Below are 19,941 nucleotides of genomic sequence, written 5' to 3' on the forward strand. Positions count from 1 at the left end.
GAGCGTCAGTTCTTGCGCATAAAGGAGCGTGCGTACTGCAGAATGGCTTCCGTGGAGCGAGCCGACGGCGCGGTTCGCAAGCCGTTGAGGGTGCGCTGGGCCTGCAACAGGTCGGCGCAGGTGGTGGCTAGGTCGGCGTCGTGGAGCAGGGCCTGTTCCACTTCCTGCTGCTCTTTAGCCGGCAATTCGTTGTACACGTACCGGAGCAGCGTCTCTTGGGTAAAGATTTTGATCATAGAAAACGGGTTGCGCGGCTATTTTTTTCCGCAGGTTAATCAACGCATAGCGCATCCGCCCCAGCGCCGTATTAATGCTAACCCCCGTGGCATCGGCTATTTCCTGAAAGCTCATGTCGCCGTAATGGCGCATAACCAAGACTTCCTTCTGCGCAGCGGGTAGTTGCTGAATCAGGTCGCGGAGCCGGGCGTGGGATTCCTCCCGCGTGAGCACGGCTTCGGCCCCCTCATCTGCTAACGACAACGAGTTGAAGGTATGACTTGTTGTGTCGAGGCTAACTAAGGGGCTACGTTTTTCGCGCCGAAAGCAGTCGATGGCCAGATTATGGGCAATACGGCAAATCCAGGAGGAAAATTTCCCCTCCTCGTTATAGCGTCCGCTCTGCATAGTGTGGATGGCCTTGATGAAGGTATCCTGCAACAGGTCCTCCGCCACGTCCGGGTTGCGAACGATTAACTGGATAGTAGTGAATACGCGGGCCTTGTGCCGCTCCAGCAACTGGGCGAAGGCACTTTCCTGGCCGGCAATATAAAACGAGATGAGCGCGGAATCGCTCGGCTGCATGGTTTCCATAAAGACTACGAAAAATTAGGGGACGTAGAGCTTTAGGCCATAGAGTGCAGTTAGCGGGCGGGATGCGCTTGAGTGAAGGGTACGTGAAGAACCCGGGGAAATCAAATGTAGAAAACCGCTGGCCCATTCACAACGGGCAATCAGCAGAAATGACAAAACTTTTTTACAGGCGCCGATGAAACCTAGGATAAAGGATCAGCTATTCTCTATGCTTTGGTATAAACCGCTGAGCAATTTAGGTAACCACAGGACCAGAACCCCCAAGCTACTGAGGGCAGCCAATCGTTTATTTCAGGGCTAGTTGCTGGATTAGCTGCCGGATCTGGGAATCTAGCATGGCGTTGGGAGCGGTGCCGGCGGACAGGGAAGTGGCGCGTTGGTCGAGTAGGCTGGTAAGCTGCTGCAATTGGGCCAGCCGGCTAACGGTCCGCTCGAACTGGGGCACGAGCGCCGCCAGGTTGGCGGCCGCGGGTACGGCAATCGTGGTGGTGCTGCCGCCGGTTACCTGCTGGTCGTGTTGGGCAATGGCGGCGGGCGTGAGCATATCGTCGCGCAGCAATACTACATTGCCCTGCATCGTAACGGCTTGGCCATTTTGCAGCAACTGGCGCGTTACGCCGTTACGGATGAGCCGGCCGTCGGGGCGTAGTTCGAAGCCATCGGCCAAGGGTAGGCTTTCGGTGAGCGGCGACTCCTGGCCGTTGAGGAGACGGTAGGTGCGGCCGGCGCGGCGAAACGCACCGTCTTTGAGCTGAAGCGGCGAAACGCTGGTCGCCGCTGCCGTTGTTGTTTGGGCTTTAGCGGCCGGGGCGGCGGCGAGTAGCAAGCCAGTTAGGGCTAAGGGGAAAAAGCGGAGGGCAGACATCATAAGAAAAACAGGAGAATAGCCTGAATGGGAGAGAACAAAAATAACCGGAGTCGGCCGAAAAAGAGTTAGCGCTGTGGCAAAGCCGGGGAAGCGACGGAAAGTACGCAAAACTCCGGCCGGTTGGCTAGCAAGCCGGATCTGCGGCCGTTACCTTTGCCCGGCCGTTGGTTTTCCGGCCCGTTGCTTCATGTCCGTTCCCACCGCCAGCTCTGCCCGGCACGATCCATACGCCGCGTTGCGGATTCCGGATTTTCGCCGCTACCTCACGGCCCGTATTTGCCTCACGCTGGCCACCCGCATTCAGGGCTTGGTCATTGCCTGGCAGATTTTCAAGCTTACCAACGACCCGCTGGCCCTGGGCCTGATCGGGCTGGCCGAAGCCGTGCCCAGCATCGGGGTATCGCTCTACGCCGGGCACGTGGCCGACTCGGTAAAGCGCAAGAACATTATTATGGCGGCCGTAGTCTGCCTGCTGTTCTGTGCCTTGGCCCTCACGTGGCTGGCCTCGCCGGCTGGACTGCGGCTGCTCACCCGCGATGCCTTTTATACGCTGCCGCTCTACGCCGTGATATTTGTGAGCGGTATTGCCCGCGGGTTTATGGGACCGGCTACGTTCTCCTTCATGCCCCAACTGCTGCCCGACCGCGAGCACCTCGGAAACGCCATTACTTGGAACAGCACCACCTGGCAGGCGGCCTCGGTGCTGGGCCCGGCCATCGGGGGCTACCTGATTGCGCATTTAGGCGTCGCCAACGCCTACGCGGCCTCAACGATGCTGCTCGGGCTGGCGCTGCTGCTGTTTGGCACGGTGGCCTCGCGGCCGCTGCCGCCCGCGGTGGGAGCCCGCGAGGATCTGCGGACCAGCATCCTGAGCGGTATCCGGTTTATCTGGGGCAACCAGCTGATTCTGGCGGCGCTGGCCCTCGACTTATTTGCCGTGCTGTTTGGGGGGGCGGTGGCGCTGTTGCCCATTTTCGCAGTTGATATCCTGAAAGTGGGGGCGGCGGGGCTGGGCCATCTAGAGGCCGCGCCGGCCGTGGGCTCGGTATTAATGGCCGCGCTGCTCACCTATTTCCCGCTACGCCGTCATGCCGGCCGCAAGCTGCTGTGGGCGGTGGCGGGCTTCGGGTTAGCCACTATCGGCTTTGCGCTGTCGACCAACATCTGGCTCTCGCTGCTGCTGCTGTTCCTGACGGGCGTATTCGATTCGGTGTCCGTTATCGTGCGCTCTACGCTACTGCACACCTTCACGCCCGAGCACCTCAAGGGCCGCGTATCGGCCGTGAATAACATCTTTATCGGCTCCTCCAACGAAATCGGCTCCTTTGAGTCGGGCACGGTAGCCCGGCTGCTGGGCGTCGTGACGTCGGTGGTGTTTGGCGGTACGATGACGCTGGTGGTGGTAGCCCTCACGGCCCTCAAAGCCGATAAGCTCCGGCACCTCGACCTCACCCCAGAAGCAGTGAAGAGTGAGTGAGGGAAAGGAAACGTCATTCAGAGCGCAGCGAAGAATCTCGCGTGCTAATCATTGAAATAAGCCTCAACGATTGGCACGCGAGATTCTTCGCTGCGCTCTGAATGACGTTTTTTATTCACCCATTCACCCATTCACCCATTCACCAAGCTACCGGCTGGCTTGGCTTGATTTGACGGACTTACGCAGCCCTTTAAACAGGTTTGCTGAATTGCTGCCGGCGCCGCCGGTAGTAGGATTGGCGCGGGGGCGCTCGGTGTTATCGAAAATCCACTCCCGAATGGTTTCCAGTGTTCTAGGTGAGAAAACGGGCTGCTGTTCGCCGTTCACTACGGGCCAGTCTTTCATTTGGGGCTGGAACCAATGGTTGACGCCAGCCAGTCGGGTAGAGTTAACGGAGGCATTCTTCAGTCCTTTCCTTAAAGGACCCATGTTCTGGCTGGCGTTCACCTGCAAATCGGCAGACCCGGCCAGCAGCAGTACCGGGCACTTTACCTCAGGCAGCGAGCGGGTAGGGTTGAAATCGAGGAAGTAGCGCGACCAGGGCGAGGTGAGCTGTACCGCCCGGGCCCGGGCCATATGGGGGTCGAGGTCGGTGCTGTTGAAGCGCAACGTGGCGGCCACTTTGCCTCGGGCCTGGTTGTCGTTGGGCGTCTGGCGGATGATGCTGATCATCTCCTTATGCATCGCCAAGGCTGCTTTTACCTGAGCCGGATTCGAGCCGATCAGGCGCATAATTTCCAGCTGTTGGTGCTGAACCACCTCGCGGCCCGGCACGCCGTAGCCAGCCAGCGACACCACGAAGGCTGGCGCGGCGGCCGTCTCCGGCTCGGCGGCGGCCAGCAAAGCCACGTTGGCTCCTTCGCCGTGGCCCAGCAACCCAATATAGCGCTGGTCGATGAGCTGGCGGGTTCGTAGCAAAATCAGGGCCGCCTGGGCGTCGCTGACCAGGTCGGCGGTGGTGGCCGCGAAATTGTTGCCCTGCGACTTGCCCACGCCCCGGTCGTCAAAACGCAGCACGGCGATGCCGCGGCGAGTGAGGTAGTCGGCCAACGAACCGAACATGCGATAATCCTGCTGCTCTACGTCGCGGTTCTGGGGTCCCGAGTCGGAGAGCAGCACCACGGCTGGGAAAGGGCCGGGGCCGGCGGGCGTGGTAAGCGTACCGGCCAGCCGGATATCGGCGACCTTGTTATAGAAAGTTACGTCTTCCTCGCGGTAGGGCGGCGTGAGGCGGGCCTTGGCAGCGACGGTGGGGGGCTTGGGCGCTTCGAGGCGGCTGAGCGTGAGCGGAGCCGAGAGGCCCGGCTGGGTCCAGGTTCCCTGAAATACAGCCCCGTCGTTTTTGACTTTTCCCACGAAGCGGCTGCCCGCCTGCTCGATGCTGATGGTAATATCGGAGCCCTTCAGCGTCACTTCGGCCGGCATCCGGCTGATGCGCTGCTGGGGCGCGTCGAGGGCGGCGTAGTAGGTGCCGTTGGCAAGCGGCACGATGGTAATGATGAGCTTCAATTTGCCACCCGGTACTTTCAGGGGCCCGCCCCATTGACCGTTGAGCTTGGGTGGCTCGGCCGCTACGGCAGGGTTAGGATAACCGGCCAGGAGGCTCAACAGCAAGGACAGCGCAAGTAGAGTTGTCTTCATAAAGTGAAATTCAACAATAGTATTTTACTCCTTTAGGAGCAAGGTGGAATTCAAATTATTGAATTTGACGTATTCGTCCCAACAGAAGTTACGGTGATTTCTTCAGAAGTGGTTTTGGAGCCGGGAAGGCCCTAAAAAAGTTTTTCTGAGCGGCGCTAAGAACGTCAGTTTAAATAGCACTTCTATGATATTTGCCGCATCAGGATGTTCGACCGATGTAGCACACACTGATCCGGCCCGGCCGGTAGCCGGGAGGTGCTTACCAACTTGTGAGTCTAGGTACAGCCCAGGCATATGCGTGGGGGCGGCTACCACACGCCGCCGCCTGCAATCGGCCCCGTAGCCTAACTTGGTTAGCCAGCCCTTTCTTTATCAAGGAGCAGCTGCACGTAGGTATTCAGCTTCACCAATAGCTTGACTAGCTGCCAACCCCCAAAAATTACAAACAATAAGCCGCAGACCGACAGCAATACAGGTAGTAGTCTCAAGATGGAGAACAAAGAATAGGAGCGTTTGGCAGTGAAGATTGAGATAGTGGCCGGAGCTGACCGGCGGTAGGAGCTAGCGGAAGGCTAAATCGCCCTTGTATCGGTCGGGCAAGATAACGATGGCACTCAAACCGGCCTTCATCTCTTACCCCGCCGTACCTTTGCCTGCCCCAAACTACGCCGGGCCGAAACCAAATCCGGCCCATTTGCTGTTTACCAACTTATGGCCGAAAATTCCGCTTTGCAGCTCGCCGCCCCCGCGGCCGACCCGATTGACCAGCTCGACCCGCGCGAGTTTATCCTCATCAAAAATGCCCGGGTTCACAACCTGAAAAACCTGAGCGTGGCCCTGCCGCGCAACAAGTTTATCGTGGTTACCGGCCTCTCGGGTTCGGGCAAATCGAGCCTAGCCTTCGATACGCTGTACGCCGAGGGACAGCGCATGTACGTGGAAAGCCTGAGCAGCTACGCCCGCCAGTTCCTGGGCCGCATGGATAAGCCCGATGTGGACTATATTCGGGGCATTTCGCCGGCCATTGCCATCGAGCAGAAGGTGAGCATCAAGAACAACCGCTCTACCGTTGGCACCAGCACCGAAATATACGACTACCTAAAACTGCTGTTTGCCCGCGTGGGCCGCACCTACTCGCCCGTGAGCGGTGAGCAGGTGCGCAAAGACAACGTGGCCGACGTGGTAGACTACCTCATGCGCCTGCCCGCCGATACGCGGGTGATGCTGCTGGCCCCGCTCATGCGCTCCGCCGACGGCCGCCCCATGAGCAAAGAGCTGGATTTGCTGCTCCAGAAGGGCTATAGCCGGGTGGTAGTGAACGGCGAAACGGCTTTCATCGAGGACTTGGTAGCCGAGGGTCAGCCCGAAGTTAAAGGCTCCGTCTTTGTCATGATTGACCGCGCCGTCATCATCCCCGATGATGAAGACCTGACTTTCCGCCTCGCCGATTCGGTGCAGACCGCCTTTTTCGAGGGCCACGGTAGCTTGGTTATTCGTTATTCGTTGTTCGTTTCTCGGGACGGGCAGGAAGTCGGCCAGCTGCCGGAAGACGAACAACCAACAACGAAAAACGAACAACGAAACGAAAAGGCCTTCTCCGACAAATTCGAGCTCGATGAGCTGGTGTTTGAGGAGCCGAGCGTGAACTTCTTCTCGTTCAATAACCCCTACGGAGCCTGCCAGACCTGCGAGGGGTTTGGGTCGGTGCTGGGCATTGACGAGGACCTGGTAATTCCCGACAAGAGCCTGACAGTGTACGAGGGCGCCATTGCCCCCTGGCGCACCGACAAGCAGAGCGAGTGGCTCAAACCGCTGATCAAAAACGGTATCCGCTTCGATTTTCCGATTCACCGGCCCTACAACGAGCTGAGCGAGGCCGAGCGGGCCTTGCTGTGGAAGGGCAACAAGTACTTCGAGGGCCTCGATGCCTATTTCAAGTGGGTAGCCACCCAGACCCACAAAATCCAGTATCGGGTGCTGCAAAGCCGCTACCGGGGCCGCACCACCTGCCCCGACTGCCGGGGTACCCGCCTGCGCAAAGACGCCCAGTACGTGACTATTCAGGGTCGCAGCATCACCGATATTGTGCTGCTGCCAGTGAGCGAGGCGCTGGTGTTTTTCCGGGAGCTCGACTTACCCGTGCACGAGGCCAAAGTGGCCGAGCGGTTGGCTACCGAAATCACGAACCGGCTCGAATACCTCAACCGCGTCGGCTTGGGCTACCTCACGCTCAACCGGCTCAGCAGCACGCTGTCGGGCGGCGAGAGCCAGCGGATTTCGCTGGCCACGTCGCTGGGTTCGGCGCTGGTGGGCTCGATGTATATTTTGGATGAGCCCAGCATTGGCCTGCACCCCCAGGATGCCGAGCAGCTGATTGGCGTGCTGCGCTCCTTGCAGCAGCTGGGCAACACTGTGATTGTGGTAGAGCACGAAGACAAGATGATGGAGCAGGCCGACCAGATCATCGATATCGGCCCCGAGGCCGGTTCGGGCGGCGGCATCCTGCAATTCCAGGGTACCTACGCCGAAGTGCTGACTTCTGACACCTATACTGGCGAGTACCTGAGCGGCCGCCGCGAGGTGGCCGTGCCCAAAACGCGCCGCCCCTGGCGCAACGCCCTGGAGCTAACGGGCGCCCGCGAGAACAACCTCAAGAACGTGAGCGTGAAGTTCCCGCTGAACGTGATGACGGTAGTAACGGGCGTATCGGGCTCGGGCAAAAGCACGCTGGTAAAGCGCATTCTGGCTCCGGCCCTGCTCAAGCAACTCGGCGGCGGCGCGGGCGAAAGCACCGGCAAGTTCGACCGCCTCGTTGGGGCCAACGGGCAGGTCACGCACGTCGAGTTCGTCGACCAGAACCCGATTGGCAAGAGCAGCCGCTCCAATCCCGTAACCTACGTGAAGGCCTACGACGCCATCCGGAGCCTGTTCGCCGACCAGCCGCTGGCCAAGGCCCGGGGCTTCAAACCCTCGCACTTCAGCTTCAATGTGGAGGGTGGGCGCTGCGAGGTGTGCCAGGGCGAGGGGCAGGTGAAAATCGAGATGCAGTTCATGGCCGATATCTACCTGACCTGTGAAGCCTGCGAGGGCCGCAAGTTCAAGCAGGACGTGCTCGATGTGCAGTACCAGGGCCAGAGCATCAACGACGTGCTCGAAATGACCATCGAAGACAGCCTGGACTTCTTCAAGGAGCAGGCTAAAATCGTGGACCGCCTGCGGCCCCTCGACGACGTGGGGCTGGGCTACATCCGGCTGGGCCAATCGGCCAATACGCTGAGCGGGGGCGAGGCCCAGCGCGTGAAACTGGCCTCGTTCCTGACCAAAGGAAACACCCTGCAGAACGATAAAATCCTGTTCATCTTCGATGAGCCCAGTACCGGCCTGCACTTCCACGACATCAACAAGCTCATGCTGGCCCTTAACGCGCTGGTCGAGCAGGGCAACTCGGTGCTCATCATCGAACACAACATGGACATCATCAAGTGCGCCGACTGGCTCATCGACTCGGTCCCGAGGGCGGCCTGAATGGCGGCCATCTGCTGTTCGAAGGCACGCCCGAGCAGTTCGTTAAGCTGAAAGACACGAACGCAACGGCCCGGTTCCTGGCGGATAAACTATAAATCACAGATGGTGCAGATAAAAAAGATTCGTTCTGGTAAGGGATTCGTCCAACGATTCACCGAACAGCTTCATCTTTAGTGAGAACGAATCCTTTTCATCTGCACCATCCGCACCATCTGTGATTTATGGAGCTGAACCAAGTAACTGTGCCCGCGCTGGACGTGGCCAAATCAGTGGCGTTTTATCAGCAGTTGGGCTTGCGGCTGCTAGTGGATGCCGGCCCGCGCTACGCCCGGCTGGAGTGCCCCGATGGGGAGGCCACCTTTTCGATTCATCAGGTGCCGGAGTTGCCCCAGGGGCCGGGCGTTACCGTGTATTTTGAGCACGAGCAGTTGGATGAGTGGGTAGCCGAGCTGCAACGGTTGGGCGTGGTGTTTGACGAATTGCCTACCGACCAAAGCTGGCTTTGGCGCGAAGCCCGGCTGCGCGACCCAGCTGGCAACCAACTTATCCTGTTCTACGGCGGCGAGAACCGCAAAAATCCGCCCTGGCGGTTGTAAGTATTGGTTGCGGGCGGGTTGCCGGATTTTTGCGGTTCTTCGCCTTCATGGATACTTTCCCTGATTCGACAGTTCACACTTCCTCCTTCGCATCTACGGAAAGCCGCACCTGGCGCTGGGCCGCTGCTGCCGCTACGGTGGGCAACATCGCGCTCAACTACGTGTCGCAGGCGTTTCCCTTCAATGGGCAGACCAATGCCGTGGTGTCGGGCAAATACCCCACGCCGGTTACGCCGGCCGGTTACGCGTTCAGCATCTGGGGTCTGATTTTCCTGAGCTTGCTGGCCTACGCGGTGTGGCAGCTGCTGCTGGCCCAGCGCCGTAACCCGTTGCCCGATATGCTGGCCCGGCCGCTAGTGCTGGTGAATGTGCTCACGGGATTCTGGCTGGTAATATTTGCTTACGAATTACTGGCGCTAAGCGCCCTGGTGATGGTGGGCATCCTGGCCGGGCTGGCCGTGGCTTACGGCCGGTTGCGGCGGCAAACCCGGCGCGAGCCGGCTACCGTGCCGGTATGGGTAAACCTGCCGTTTGGGTTGTATCTGGGCTGGATTTCGGTGGCGCTGGTGGTGAATGCCACGGTGGCTTTGGGGCAGCTCTGGCAGCCCGGGGCAGTTACCGGCATACAGCTAGGCGTTGCCCTGATGGGCGTTGTGGCCGGGCTGGCCCTGGGCATTACCGGCAAATTCCGGGAGTTGGCCTACCCAGCCGCCGTGGCCTGGGGCCTGGTGGGCATTTGGGTGGCCCGCAACGGTGCGCCCGACACCCAGTTGCTAGCTTGGACCGCGCTGGTGGCCGCCGCCGTGGTGGCGTTGGGCGCCCTGCGGCTGGTGTGGGCGGCGCGGCAGCGGGTGGGCTAAACGGCAGCCTGCTAACTTGCAGGGATAACTCCCACCCCAACCCTTTCCGCTATGCGCAAGAATATGGTGGCCGGCAACTGGAAAATGAACACCACGTTGGCTGAGGCCCAGGCTCTGATTTCCGAAATCGTACACATGGTGCAGGACGAAACCACTGGCTCCCCGGCCGTGGAGGTAGTCGTGTGCCCGCCCTTCCCGTTTCTGCTGCCGGTAGGCAAGCTGCTGCCCGAGGGCGGCCGCTTCCACCTCGGGGCCCAGAACTGCCACCAGAAGGAGAGCGGCGCGTTTACCGGCGAAGTGTCGGCCCCGATGCTGCAATCGGTGGGCTGCGAGTACGTGATTCTGGGCCACTCGGAGCGCCGCCAGTATTTCCGCGAAGACAACGAACTGCTGAGCCAGAAGCTCAAGGCCGTGCTCGGGGCGGGCCTCAAGCCTATCTTTTGCGTAGGCGAAACGCTGGAAACCCGCGAGCAGGGCGACACCTTTAAGCACCTCGAAAAGCAGTTGCAGGAAGGACTGTTTCACCTTTCTAATGAGGAATTCGACCAGGTAACCGTGGCCTACGAACCCATCTGGGCCATCGGGACCGGCAAAACGGCCACCAGCCAGCAGGCCCAGGAGGTGCATGCCTTCATCCGCGAGCAGCTGGCCCGCGCCTATGACGCCAAGGCGGCCATGAACACGAGCATCCTCTACGGCGGCTCCTGCAACGCCCAGAACGCCCGCGAGCTGTTCAGCCAGCCCGATGTAGATGGTGGCCTGATTGGTGGCGCGGCCCTCAAATCGCGCGACTTCACCGACATTATCAAGTCATTCTAGAGGATTGAGACAGGAGAGGTGAGAAGTAAGACAGACAGCGGCTGTAAACTTATTGCCGGCCGCATTTTTGCTTCTCACTTCTCGCCTCTCCTGTCTCACTTCTACTCAAAGATGCTTTCCACCCTGCTGATTTCCGGTTTGCTGGCCCTGAACCCATTCGCGGCGGCTCCACGCGTGCCGTTGGCGCCGGCGGCAGTCGTGGCCGGCTCCATCGATGCCTGCCGCATCTATGGCTCGGTGTACCTGGAGCGCGACCCGCGCCGGCGCGGCTACTGCTTCGCCACGGTGTACCTGGAGCCCGAGGAGACCTTTGCCGACTTGCTGGTGTATTCGGAAACTAACAAGCTGTTTGCCGACCGGGCCGGACTCTGGTATTTCACCGAGGCCCGCGACTTCGCCGACTATGCCCTGTTCGTTACCGACAACCGCAACCTGGCCGACTTTTCGTTTCAGTACACCAAAGTGCGCAACTACGCCGGTTGCCAGAAGCAGTAAATGAGTGACTTGGTCAATGAGTGAACTGTTCTGTTAAGGCCGATGGAGCGACGCAATGCGTTCTTCATGCAGTTTGATCTCCTCCAGCAATACAAAGCCCCTGATGCCTTTTATGGCTGTCGGGGGCTTTTTGCTTGTTGGGCTTTGCGCTTTGTAAGCTGTTCTGTGGTGGCGAAAAGGTAAGGCCCAGCAACTAATTGAGCGGTTTACTCAGCTGGCACTTCCGTACCTTACTGCTCACATACAGGCTCCCCATTCACCGATTGCCCAATGCTACTAGAGGTAGAGAATCTGACTAAATCCTTCGGGCCTAAAACGGTGTTGCGCGACCTGAGCCTGCGGGTGGAAACGGGTTGTTGCGTGGGCGTGGTTGGCCGCAACGGAGCCGGCAAAAGCACCCTGTTCAACTTGCTGGTGAATGTGCTGCTGCCCACGTCGGGTCGCATCGTGCTCGACGGGCAGCCGCTGGGCGAAACGTTTCCGGTGGCCGTGAAGCGCCGCATCGGGGCTCTTATCAACCAGGGGCACCTCGTGGAGCAGCTGACGGCCGAGGAATACCTGCAATTCGTGGCCCGGGTATACGAACTGCCCGATGCTGCCCCGCGCATCGAGAGCCTGCTAGGCTACTTGCTGGAGGAATTTGAGCAGGTGCGCACCAAGCGGCTCGGCGCGTTTTCGACCGGCATGAAGCAGAAAGTAGCAGTGGCAGCCTGCCTGTTGCACCGCCCCGAGCTACTGATTCTCGACGAGCCACTCAACGGCCTCGACGTGTTTTCGGCCGAGCGGGTACTGGCTCTGCTGGGCAGCTACCGCCCCCAGGCGCTTACCTTCATTTCGTCGCATAACCTGGCCCACATCGAGCAGATAGCTACCCATCTGCTCATCATCGACGAGGCCGAGGTGAAGTTCTGGGGGCCGATGGCCGAGTTCATGGCGGGCCGTAAAACCTTTCTCTCCGACGCACTGCTGCAATTGCTCCATCCTACGGCCTCCACCCACGACCTCACATGGCTCACCGCAACGGAACGCTAGGCCATTTTCTGCCCTATTTGCTGGGCCGGCAGTTGCGCACGGTTTTTTGGCCCGCCGCCGGTGAAAGCCGGGCGGCCACGCTGCTGCTCGGTGCCCTGGCCGCCTGCTACGGCCTGGGAATGGGCTATGCGCTCAACCATGCCGCCCGCTTCCCGGCCGGTACGGTGCCCAAGCTGCTGGCGGGCATCAATGCCGTACTGTTTGCGTCGGTCCTGCTAGCCGATTTCCTGCCCACCTACCGGGCGGTGCGGCGGCCGCTGCCCGAGCCGCTGCCGGTATCGGCCCGCCTGAACGCGGCCACGGCCTTCGGGCTCGACCTGGTATCGGTGCGCCGCGGGTTGCTGCTGGTGTTTCTGCTCCTGACGCTGGCAGCGGCCCCGGCGTTCTGGCAGCCACTGGGCCTGAGCCTGCTGGTGTGGGGGAGCGCGGCGGCCCTGAGCTTCAATGTTCGCCTGCTGCTATCGGTGGGGGGCTGGCGGCATCCGTTGCTGGCCCTGAATCTGCTGTGCCTGCTGGCGGCGGCCGCTTGGCTGGGTGGCAGCGGGAGTGAGTGGCCGGCTGTTGTTAAGGGCCTGCTGATGGTGCTGGCCGTGGCCGGACCGCTGGGTTTGTGGGTCGCGGGACTCTGGCAAGTGGGGCCGCGGTTCAGCGCCCGGCACATGCCCGAGCAAACCGATGAGCCAGCGGGTAACCGGTGGCTGGCCCGCCTTTCGCCGGAGTGGAAACTGTACCTGCGCAAAGCCTGGCCCGCCCTGCTGATGGGCGTGGCGTTCAAGCTCGTGATGCTGGTGGCAGCGGGCGTGCTGCTGCTCAAGGGCAACGATGAGTTCATGAAAACCCTGTTCTACTTCGCCTTCATGCCAGTCATCAGCTTCACCTATGTGAACAATAACCTGCTGGGCTACTGCTGGGCCGCCACGGCCAACGAGCTGGAGCGCCTAGGCCTGACGCCGCGCCTACTAACCGGCTACCTGCGGCTGGTGGTGCCGGTGGTAGCAGTCGAGTGCCTGCTGTCGGCGGGCGTGCTGCTGGGGCTATTTCCGCGCAGCCTCTGGGGGTTGCTGGGGCTGCTGCCGCTGTCCGCGCTGCCGCTGCTGGCCCTGGGTTTGTGGGGCAGCGTGTATAAGGCCAAGCCGATTCGCCAAAAGGTTGATTTCAGCACTATGCGCCATAATGCTTCTACCCTGATTAACCTGCTGAGCATTGGGCTGGCCGGCGCGCTTTACCTCATGCCCTGGTGGTGGGCGCGGGTGGCCTTGGCGCTGGCCGTTACGCTCTCGGTGCTGGTGCCGGTGAGCCGTATCCTGGCCAACCATGGCCCCACTCGCCGCCAACTCTGGCAGGCCCTCATGCAACCCTGAGCAACCCGGCTTCCCATTTTTTGGCCGACCTTTGCAGCCCGGCCAGGCCGGATAGTCCTTGTTTTTCTTCTGATTGAACCGCTGATGGATTTTATTGAACTGCGCGTAACGGCTCCCGGCGAGCTGTCGGATATTCTGGTGGCCGAGCTGGCCGAAATTGGCTTCGATACCTTCGAGGACAACGACGAGGGATTCTGCGCCTACACCACCCAGGACCTGTTCAATCCCGATAGCGTGGCCGAAATTATGGCCCGCTACCAGGGCCAGGGCGAGCTGCAGTTCGAGGACCGCATCATCACCCGCCAGAACTGGAATGCCGAGTGGGAGAAGAACTTCGAGGCCCTCGTCATTGCCGACCGCGTATCGGTGCGGGCGCCCTTCCACCCGGCCCGACCCGACCTCGACTACGAAATCGTGATTATGCCCCGCATGTCGTTCGGCACCGGCCACCACGATACCACGGCCCTCATGATTACCAACCAGCTGGAAGTAAACCACCAGGGCCAGCGGGTGCTCGATATGGGCTGCGGCACCGGTATTCTGGCCATTATGGCTGTGCATCTCGGCGCGGCCTACGTACTGGCCGTTGATGTGGAGCCCTGGACGGCCGAAAACGCCGCCGACAACGCCCGCGAAAACAACGTGGAGGATAAGGTGGAAGCTCGCCTCGGCGACATCACGGCCCTCGATAATGAAGAGCCCTTCGATATCATTCTGGCCAATATCAACCGCAACGTGCTGCTCGACGACATGGGCGCCTACGCCCGGTACCTGAAGCCCGGCGGCCCCATTCTGTTCTCGGGCTTCTACGAGGAAGATTTGGCCCAGATTCGGGCGGCCGCCGAGGCCGCTGGCTTCGTTTACGAAAGCCACCGGGTGCAGAACCACTGGGTATCGGCCATTTTCCGGCAGCCGGCCTAGCCCGTTGCGGCCGCTTTTGGCTCCGTTGTTGCGCGGCCCCAACCAGCTGGTTGGGGCCGCGTCTTTTTAGGGCAGAAAGCGGCTGGCTTTCAGAATATAAGGAATTTTGGGAAGACTATAATTGTGGCTGGTTGTGCCGCACGGCCGCCCAAAAAGTGCCGGCTTTTCCTGAAATTGTAGGCGGTTAACTAAGTCGGGGCGGTTCGGGTAGGGGGAAGTGGGCGGTTGAAGTTGGCCGCCCGGCCCCGCAGCCCGGCCGTTGCGCCCCCACTTCAGACCACTTATCACGTCAGCTTTTGCTAAGACAAGTACGATATATGAAGCACGTTGCTTTCCGGTGGATTTGGGCTGTGATGGTAGGGTTACTGCTGGCCGGGCCGGCTGAGGCCCAGCAGAAAACGCCGCCCCCCGCGCAACCCACTGCCCCCACGGCTCCGCCTAAGTTCACGGGTAAATTCAGCTCGGAGCCCGAGCAGTTTATGGTGGATGTGCAGGCGCTGATGGCCACCACCAAAGACCCCACGGCCATTGCGGCCGGCACCCGCCTGCAGCAAGTGTGGGCCAGCAACCGCCTCACGGCCACCCAGCAGCGCTACATTGTGTCCTTGAGCCAGTACATGCTGGCGCGTAAGCTGCGGGCCCGGCCCCAGTTCGAGCACTTCTTCACGGCCATTGCCGCCGGTGCCCTGGTTCAGAACCTCTCCGACGACCAGATGACCCAGCTGCTGAACACGGTGGGCAAAACGCTGGAAAAAGAGCCGCCCGCCGACGCCGACAAGTTTCTGGCCACGGCCGCCCGGTTTCTCGATACCAAATTCCTGTACCAGTCGCGCTACAATTCGTTGCGGGTAATAGGCGGCACGTTCCGCTTCGCCTACAACGCCACCGACCTGCCCTCGATGGTGCCGCCCGCGGCCCCCATGGCGGCTCCGGCCAGTGCCCAGCCCGGCAAAGCCGCCGCCAAAAAAAGTAGCGGCTGGGGCGATGAGGACCCCTGGAGCAACGCCGATGACGCCAGCGCTAAAAAGGGCGATAAGGCCGCCAGTTCGGGTTGGGGCGATGCCGCGGCCACCTACAGCGCAGGCTACGTGGCCCCGCCCACCCGTGGCGCGGCCATCATGCTCGACAACGCCGATTTGTACCTGATAACGGCCTCCGACTCGGTGTACATCCGCAAAACCAGCGGGGCCGTGGTAACGGGCCAGAACCGGTTCGTGGGCTACGGTGGCGAGTTCGCCTGGCAGGTGAGCGGCAACCCCGTGTCGGCTGCCCTAACCACCTACGACTTCGATATCACTAAGGCCGAGTTCGTGGCCAACCCCGTCACGCTCACTTACCCGGCCGTGCTCGAAAACCCGGTGCAGGGTTGGCTGGCCTACAAGAGCGTACAGCGCAAGGCCGGCGTGGCCAAGGATACGGGCTATCCGCGTTTCATCTCGACCACCAACGATGCCCGCGTCAAGAACATCGGCCAGAACATCCGCTACCTCGGCGGCTTCTCGCTGTCGGGCTCGCGGGCGCTGTCGGCCTCGCTCGATGGGGCGTTGTCGCGCATTATCGTCGATGTGGATGGCCAGCCTAAGTTCCGGGCCTCGTCGCGCTCCTACCTGCTGGGCGACTCGCTGATTACGGCCCAGCACGCGGCCATCTCCATTTTTCAGGACAAGACCGACTCCATCACGCACCCGAGCGTTAAGTTCAAGTACAACAAAGGCAACCAGGTGCTGCAGCTCACCCGCGAGGAGGGACTCTACAAGAACACGCCCTACCACGACTCCTACCACCAGATGGAGATAACGACCGAACTGCTCAACTGGCCCGTGCGCACGCCCTACATCGATTTCTCGATTCTGACGGCTAAAAACCAGGTGACGGCCGATTTCGAGTCGAAGGAGTTCTACACCAACACCCGCTACCAGCAGGTTAAAACCATTAATAAACTGCACCCGCTGCAGATGATTGTGGGCTACAGCCTCGAAAACGGCAATAAGCGCCTATTCACGGTGCAGGACGTGGCCAGCTTCCGCAAGCTGAAGGTTGATAACGTGCGCTCGATTGCCGCCGGCCTGGCCCGCGACGGCTACGTGGGCTGGTATCCGCAAACCGATCAGATCGTGATTCTGCCCAAGGCCCTGCACTACGTGAACTCGTCGCGGGGTAAGAAGGACTACGACCACCTGGCCATCAAGAGCCTCTCGCCCTCGGGCAAAAATGCCACCCTCGACCTGACCAACAACGATTTGATTGTGCGCGGAGTGGACCGCTTTAACTTCTCCGACGACTCGGTGACCGTGTTCGTGAAGCCCGATTCGAGCATCGTGCGGATTCAGAAGAACCGGGGCGTGCTTTTCAACGGTACGGTGGTGGCCTCGGCCTTCGTGTTTAAAGGCAAGGAGTTCAAGTTTGATTATGATGGCTTCTTCATCGATCTGGTCAAGATTGACTCCATTATCGTGAAGGGCAAGGGCTCGAAAGGCTCGGTGATGAAGACCCGTAAGGAGCTTGACTGGGCCCTGACCAATAAGAAGAAGAACTCGGCCGGCCGCCTCTACATCAACGCGCCCAACAACAAATCGGGCCGCAAGAAGCTGGGGGCCTACCCCTCGTTCGATGCCAGCACCGGGGCCTACGTGTTCTTCAACAAGCCCGAGGTGCTGGGTGGGGCCTACGACACGACCGTGTACTTCGATATTCCGCCCTTCAAGCTCGACTCGCTCAACAACAAAAACCGGGCGGCCGTGGGCTTTAAGGGTACGTTCGTGTCGGGCGATATTATGCCCAGCTTCGCTACCAAGCTCAGTATGCAGGAAGACGGCTCGCTGGGCTTCGTGTACGACGTGCCCAAAGCCGGTTTCCCGCTCTATGGCGGCAAGGGTACCCTCTATAATAAGGTGAGCATGAGCAACCGCGGCCTGCAGGGCATCGGCAACATCAAGTACCTGACCGGCAGCTTCAACAGCGACCAGTTCATCTTCTACAAAGACTCGGTGGTGACGGTGGGCAAGTCGGCCGCCATTCTGCCGGGGCCACTCAACGGCACCGAATTCGCCAAAGTCGATTTTCTGCCCGGCTACCAGATGAAGTGGGCCGTGCGCCAGGATTCGATGTACCTGACCACCCAGGCCAAGGGCGAGGCCTTCCGGATTTATGACGTGGCCTACGGCTTTAAGGGCACGCTCACCTATACGCCCGGGGGGCTGCTGGGCCGCGGCGCCATGGACGGGCCGCAGTCGTTTGTGCGCTCCAGCTCGTTCGTGTTCAAACCTACCCGCTACACGGGCCAAGGGGCTACGTTCAACATCAAGTCGGCCGAGGTGAACAAGCCGGCCCTGACGGCCAACAACGTAAACTTCACCTACGATCTGAAGGCTGGTAACACCGAGTTTGCCCGCGAGGCCAACGACAGCAAATCGAGCATCGACCTGCCGTACTCCGACTACCGCACCACGCTTTCGGGTGGCAAATGGGATTTCAAGAAGAAGCTCGTGCAGCTGCGCGTGGCCCCCGGGGCCGATTCGGCGCGCTCTTACTTCTATAGCACCAAGCCCGAGCAGCAGGGCCTCAAGTTCCAGGCCTCGACCGGCCAGTACGACTTGAGCCGCTACCGGCTGGTAGCGGGCGGCGTGCCCCGCATCTCGGCCGCCGACGCCTGGATTGTGCCCGACTCGAACAAGGTGTACGTGCTGCCCAACGCCGAAATGCGGGAGTTCCAGAACGCCGGCATCACGATGGATACGCTGACCAAGTACCACAACCTCTACAAGGGCCAGATCCGGGTGCTCTCGCGCACGGCCTTCAGCGGCAACGCGCTGTACAACTACAAAACGTCGGCCGACTCGTTCGCCATCAAGTTTGCCAACTTCCACGTCGATTCGCTGGCTACGGTTACTGCCATGAACACCGGGGGCAAGAAGGGCGGCGTTACGAGCCTGCTCAAGCGCGGCCCCGCCGCCGATGGTCCGGGCCTGCCCACGCCGCCTACTATTGCGGTGGCCACCATCGCGGCGGCCGACAAGTTCAGCCTGGCCCCGCGCATCAGTTACCGGGGCGGCGTGATTATGAATTCGCAGAAGAAGGGCTTCAACTTCGATGGTCAGGCCAAGCTCAACTTCGTGAAAGCCGCCTCGGCCTCCGACTGGTTTGCCGTTCAGGATACCATCGACCCCCAGCGCATCCGCATCAAGCTCAACGGCCCCAAAATGGCCGACGACACGCCCATGCTTTCGGGCCTGTTCGTGGGCGAGGGCTCGGGCAAGGTGTACCCATTGTTTGTGGCCCCCAAGCCGGGCGTGACGGATATGAACCTGTTTACGGTGGACGGCACGCTTAGCTACGACCGTCGCCAGCGGGTGTACGCCATCAGCCGCCACAACCCTTACGACCCTGATATTTACGAGGGGTCGGTGCTTACGCTCCAGGATTCGACCGGGGCGCTGAACTTCCGCGGCAAGTTCAACTTCATCAACTCCAACAAGGACTACACCATTGCCAGCGCCGGCTTGGGCTACGCCAAGCCCGATAGTGCCATCTACGACCTCGATGCCTTCATGTCTATTGACATCAACCTGCCCGAGAAGGCAGTGGAGGCCATGGCCCAGGATCTAGCCACTAACTCCAAAGGCGCGCCCGAGGCCCTGAACACCACCCCGAGCCAGCTTTATAAGATCGGGGACCTGTTTGGCAACGCGGCGGCCCGCGACTACGCCACCCGCAAGAGCGGGGCGCTGTCGTTGCAGAAGTTCGCGGGAAAAGTGGCGCATACGCTCGTGCTCAACCAGGTAAACCTGCGCTGGAACGAAAAGGCGCGGGTCTGGTACTCGGTGGGTAAAATCGGGCTGGCCAGCGTGGGCAAGAAGGACGTGAATGCCCTGATCGACGGCTACATCGAAATCAAGAAGGAAGCCAATGGCGACGCCGTGGAAATTTACCTGGAAGCCGAGCCCCAGACCTGGTACTACCTCAAGTACACCAACAACGTGCTGCTGGCCAAAGCCCAGCACGGCTCGTTCGACGAAATCATCGGTCTCAAGGCTAAGGGCGATTATAACACGGCCACCGAGTACGGCTTCTACCTCGGCGATGAGCAGGAAGTGCAGCTCTTCCTCAACCGTTTCCGCAAAGACTACCTCAACGAAACCGGCAAGCGCCGCATCAACGTGACCCAGCCCCAGAGCACGGGCAACTTCGATTTCATGGAAGATACGGGCAAGAAGAAAAAGCGCAAGAAGAACGACCCCGTCGAGGACGTGATGCAGGACACGCCGCCCGCCCCCACGGAGGACACCGGCCGCAAGAGCCGCAAGAACAAGGAGGCCGCCGCCGACCCGACCCCGCCCGCCGCCCCCGAAGGCCGCAAGAAGAAGGACGCCGTGGAGGCCGCTCCACCCGCCGACGAGCCGCCGGTAGAGGATTCGAAGAAGGAAAAGAAGAGAAAGAAGAAAGCCGGCGACGACCCCTTCGCCGACTAACCCTGAGAAGACCCGGTAGCGTAGCTGCCGGGTCTTTTTGCTGGGGGCATTGCGCCGTGCAACGGCCC

General features: G+C 60.7%; 13 protein-coding genes and 1 pseudogene. 10 read left to right on the forward strand and 4 right to left on the reverse strand.

Translation table 11 applies throughout. The features are described from left to right. Nucleotides 1–5 precede the first annotated feature (5 nt). From CDA63_RS13935 to CDA63_RS13945, 3 genes are all read right to left on the reverse strand, one after another. Nucleotides 6–197 (reverse strand): hypothetical protein, encoded by a 192-nt coding sequence (locus CDA63_RS13935; RefSeq protein ID WP_088465073.1) that lies wholly within the window; start codon nt 195–197, stop codon nt 6–8. Continuing rightward, nucleotides 175–810, reverse strand: a complete 636-nt coding sequence (locus CDA63_RS13940; protein ID WP_088465074.1) for an RNA polymerase sigma factor — start codon at nt 808–810, stop codon at nt 175–177. Before CDA63_RS13940 ends, CDA63_RS13935 begins: the two co-directional genes overlap by 23 nt. 286 nt (nt 811–1,096) lie before the next feature. Next, nucleotides 1,097–1,678: a DUF6799 domain-containing protein gene (locus tag CDA63_RS13945; RefSeq protein WP_126546875.1), complete on the reverse strand. Its 582-nt coding sequence runs from the start codon at nt 1,676–1,678 to the stop codon at nt 1,097–1,099. Nucleotides 1,679–1,865: 187 nt separating this feature from the next. On the opposite strand from CDA63_RS13945, the gene CDA63_RS13950 reads away from it, so the two are divergent. Beyond that, complete coding sequence (locus CDA63_RS13950) at nt 1,866–3,155, forward strand: MFS transporter (RefSeq protein WP_088465076.1); 1,290 nt, start codon at nt 1,866–1,868, stop codon at nt 3,153–3,155. A gap of 147 nt (nt 3,156–3,302) precedes the next feature. Here the strand turns inward: CDA63_RS13950 and CDA63_RS13955 are convergent, their stop codons facing one another. Beyond that, nucleotides 3,303–4,769 (reverse strand): alpha/beta hydrolase family protein, encoded by a 1,467-nt coding sequence (locus tag CDA63_RS13955; RefSeq protein ID WP_165768303.1) that lies wholly within the window; start codon nt 4,767–4,769, stop codon nt 3,303–3,305. 738 nt (nt 4,770–5,507) lie between these two features. Between CDA63_RS13955 and uvrA the strand changes: the two are divergent. The 9 genes and pseudogenes from uvrA to CDA63_RS14000 all read left to right on the forward strand — a co-directional run bounded on the left by uvrA (nt 5,508) and on the right by CDA63_RS14000 (nt 19,873). Further along, nucleotides 5,508–8,416: pseudogene (uvrA, locus tag CDA63_RS13960) on the forward strand (excinuclease ABC subunit UvrA). A 126-nt stretch (nt 8,417–8,542) separates the two neighbouring features. Further along, nucleotides 8,543–8,917 (forward strand): VOC family protein, encoded by a 375-nt coding sequence (locus tag CDA63_RS13965; RefSeq protein WP_088465078.1) that lies wholly within the window; start codon nt 8,543–8,545, stop codon nt 8,915–8,917. 47 nt (nt 8,918–8,964) lie between these two features. Further along, nucleotides 8,965–9,777 (forward strand): hypothetical protein, encoded by an 813-nt coding sequence (locus CDA63_RS13970; protein ID WP_126546876.1) that lies wholly within the window; start codon nt 8,965–8,967, stop codon nt 9,775–9,777. A 51-nt stretch (nt 9,778–9,828) separates the two neighbouring features. Next, nucleotides 9,829–10,596, forward strand: a complete 768-nt coding sequence (gene tpiA / locus CDA63_RS13975) for a triose-phosphate isomerase (protein ID WP_088465080.1) — start codon at nt 9,829–9,831, stop codon at nt 10,594–10,596. Nucleotides 10,597–10,707: 111 nt separating this feature from the next. Beyond that, entirely contained in the window at nt 10,708–11,091 is a 384-nt protein-coding gene (locus CDA63_RS13980; protein WP_242434671.1) for a DUF6150 family protein, read from the forward strand. Nucleotides 11,092–11,361: 270 nt separating this feature from the next. Beyond that, nucleotides 11,362–12,123: an ABC transporter ATP-binding protein gene (locus CDA63_RS13985; protein ID WP_088465081.1), complete on the forward strand. Its 762-nt coding sequence runs from the start codon at nt 11,362–11,364 to the stop codon at nt 12,121–12,123. Then, nucleotides 12,099–13,484 carry a hypothetical protein gene (locus CDA63_RS13990; RefSeq protein WP_088465082.1) on the forward strand — a complete coding sequence of 462 codons (1,386 nt, stop codon included), beginning with the start codon at nt 12,099–12,101 and terminating at the stop codon, nt 13,482–13,484. The genes CDA63_RS13985 and CDA63_RS13990 overlap by 25 nt, the downstream gene beginning before the upstream one ends. An 84-nt stretch (nt 13,485–13,568) precedes the next feature. Beyond that, the gene (gene prmA, locus CDA63_RS13995) at nt 13,569–14,405 is read left to right on the forward strand and encodes a 50S ribosomal protein L11 methyltransferase (RefSeq protein WP_088465083.1); all 837 of its coding nucleotides are present in this window, start codon (nt 13,569–13,571) and stop codon (nt 14,403–14,405) included. A 317-nt stretch (nt 14,406–14,722) separates the two neighbouring features. Next, the gene (locus tag CDA63_RS14000; RefSeq protein ID WP_126546877.1) at nt 14,723–19,873 is read left to right on the forward strand and encodes a hypothetical protein; all 5,151 of its coding nucleotides are present in this window, start codon (nt 14,723–14,725) and stop codon (nt 19,871–19,873) included. Nucleotides 19,874–19,941: the final 68 nt, after the last annotated feature.

This window comes from Hymenobacter amundsenii, from assembly GCF_002204745.1.
In the GTDB taxonomy this organism is placed as follows: domain Bacteria; phylum Bacteroidota; class Bacteroidia; order Cytophagales; family Hymenobacteraceae; genus Hymenobacter; species Hymenobacter amundsenii.

Coding starts and splice junctions, on each gene's coding strand:
- CDA63_RS13940 (WP_088465074.1), bottom strand. CDS start 810: ATGGAAACCATGCAGCCGAGCGATTCCGCGCTCATCTCGTTTTATATT.
- CDA63_RS13945 (WP_126546875.1), bottom strand. CDS start 1,678: ATGATGTCTGCCCTCCGCTTTTTCCCCTTAGCCCTAACTGGCTTGCTA.
- CDA63_RS13950 (WP_088465076.1), top strand. CDS start 1,866: ATGTCCGTTCCCACCGCCAGCTCTGCCCGGCACGATCCATACGCCGCG.
- CDA63_RS13965 (WP_088465078.1), top strand. CDS start 8,543: ATGGAGCTGAACCAAGTAACTGTGCCCGCGCTGGACGTGGCCAAATCA.
- CDA63_RS13970 (WP_126546876.1), top strand. CDS start 8,965: ATGGATACTTTCCCTGATTCGACAGTTCACACTTCCTCCTTCGCATCT.
- tpiA (WP_088465080.1), top strand. CDS start 9,829: ATGCGCAAGAATATGGTGGCCGGCAACTGGAAAATGAACACCACGTTG.
- CDA63_RS13980 (WP_242434671.1), top strand. CDS start 10,708: ATGCTTTCCACCCTGCTGATTTCCGGTTTGCTGGCCCTGAACCCATTC.
- CDA63_RS13985 (WP_088465081.1), top strand. CDS start 11,362: ATGCTACTAGAGGTAGAGAATCTGACTAAATCCTTCGGGCCTAAAACG.
- CDA63_RS13990 (WP_088465082.1), top strand. CDS start 12,099: ATGGCTCACCGCAACGGAACGCTAGGCCATTTTCTGCCCTATTTGCTG.
- prmA (WP_088465083.1), top strand. CDS start 13,569: ATGGATTTTATTGAACTGCGCGTAACGGCTCCCGGCGAGCTGTCGGAT.
- CDA63_RS14000 (WP_126546877.1), top strand. CDS start 14,723: ATGAAGCACGTTGCTTTCCGGTGGATTTGGGCTGTGATGGTAGGGTTA.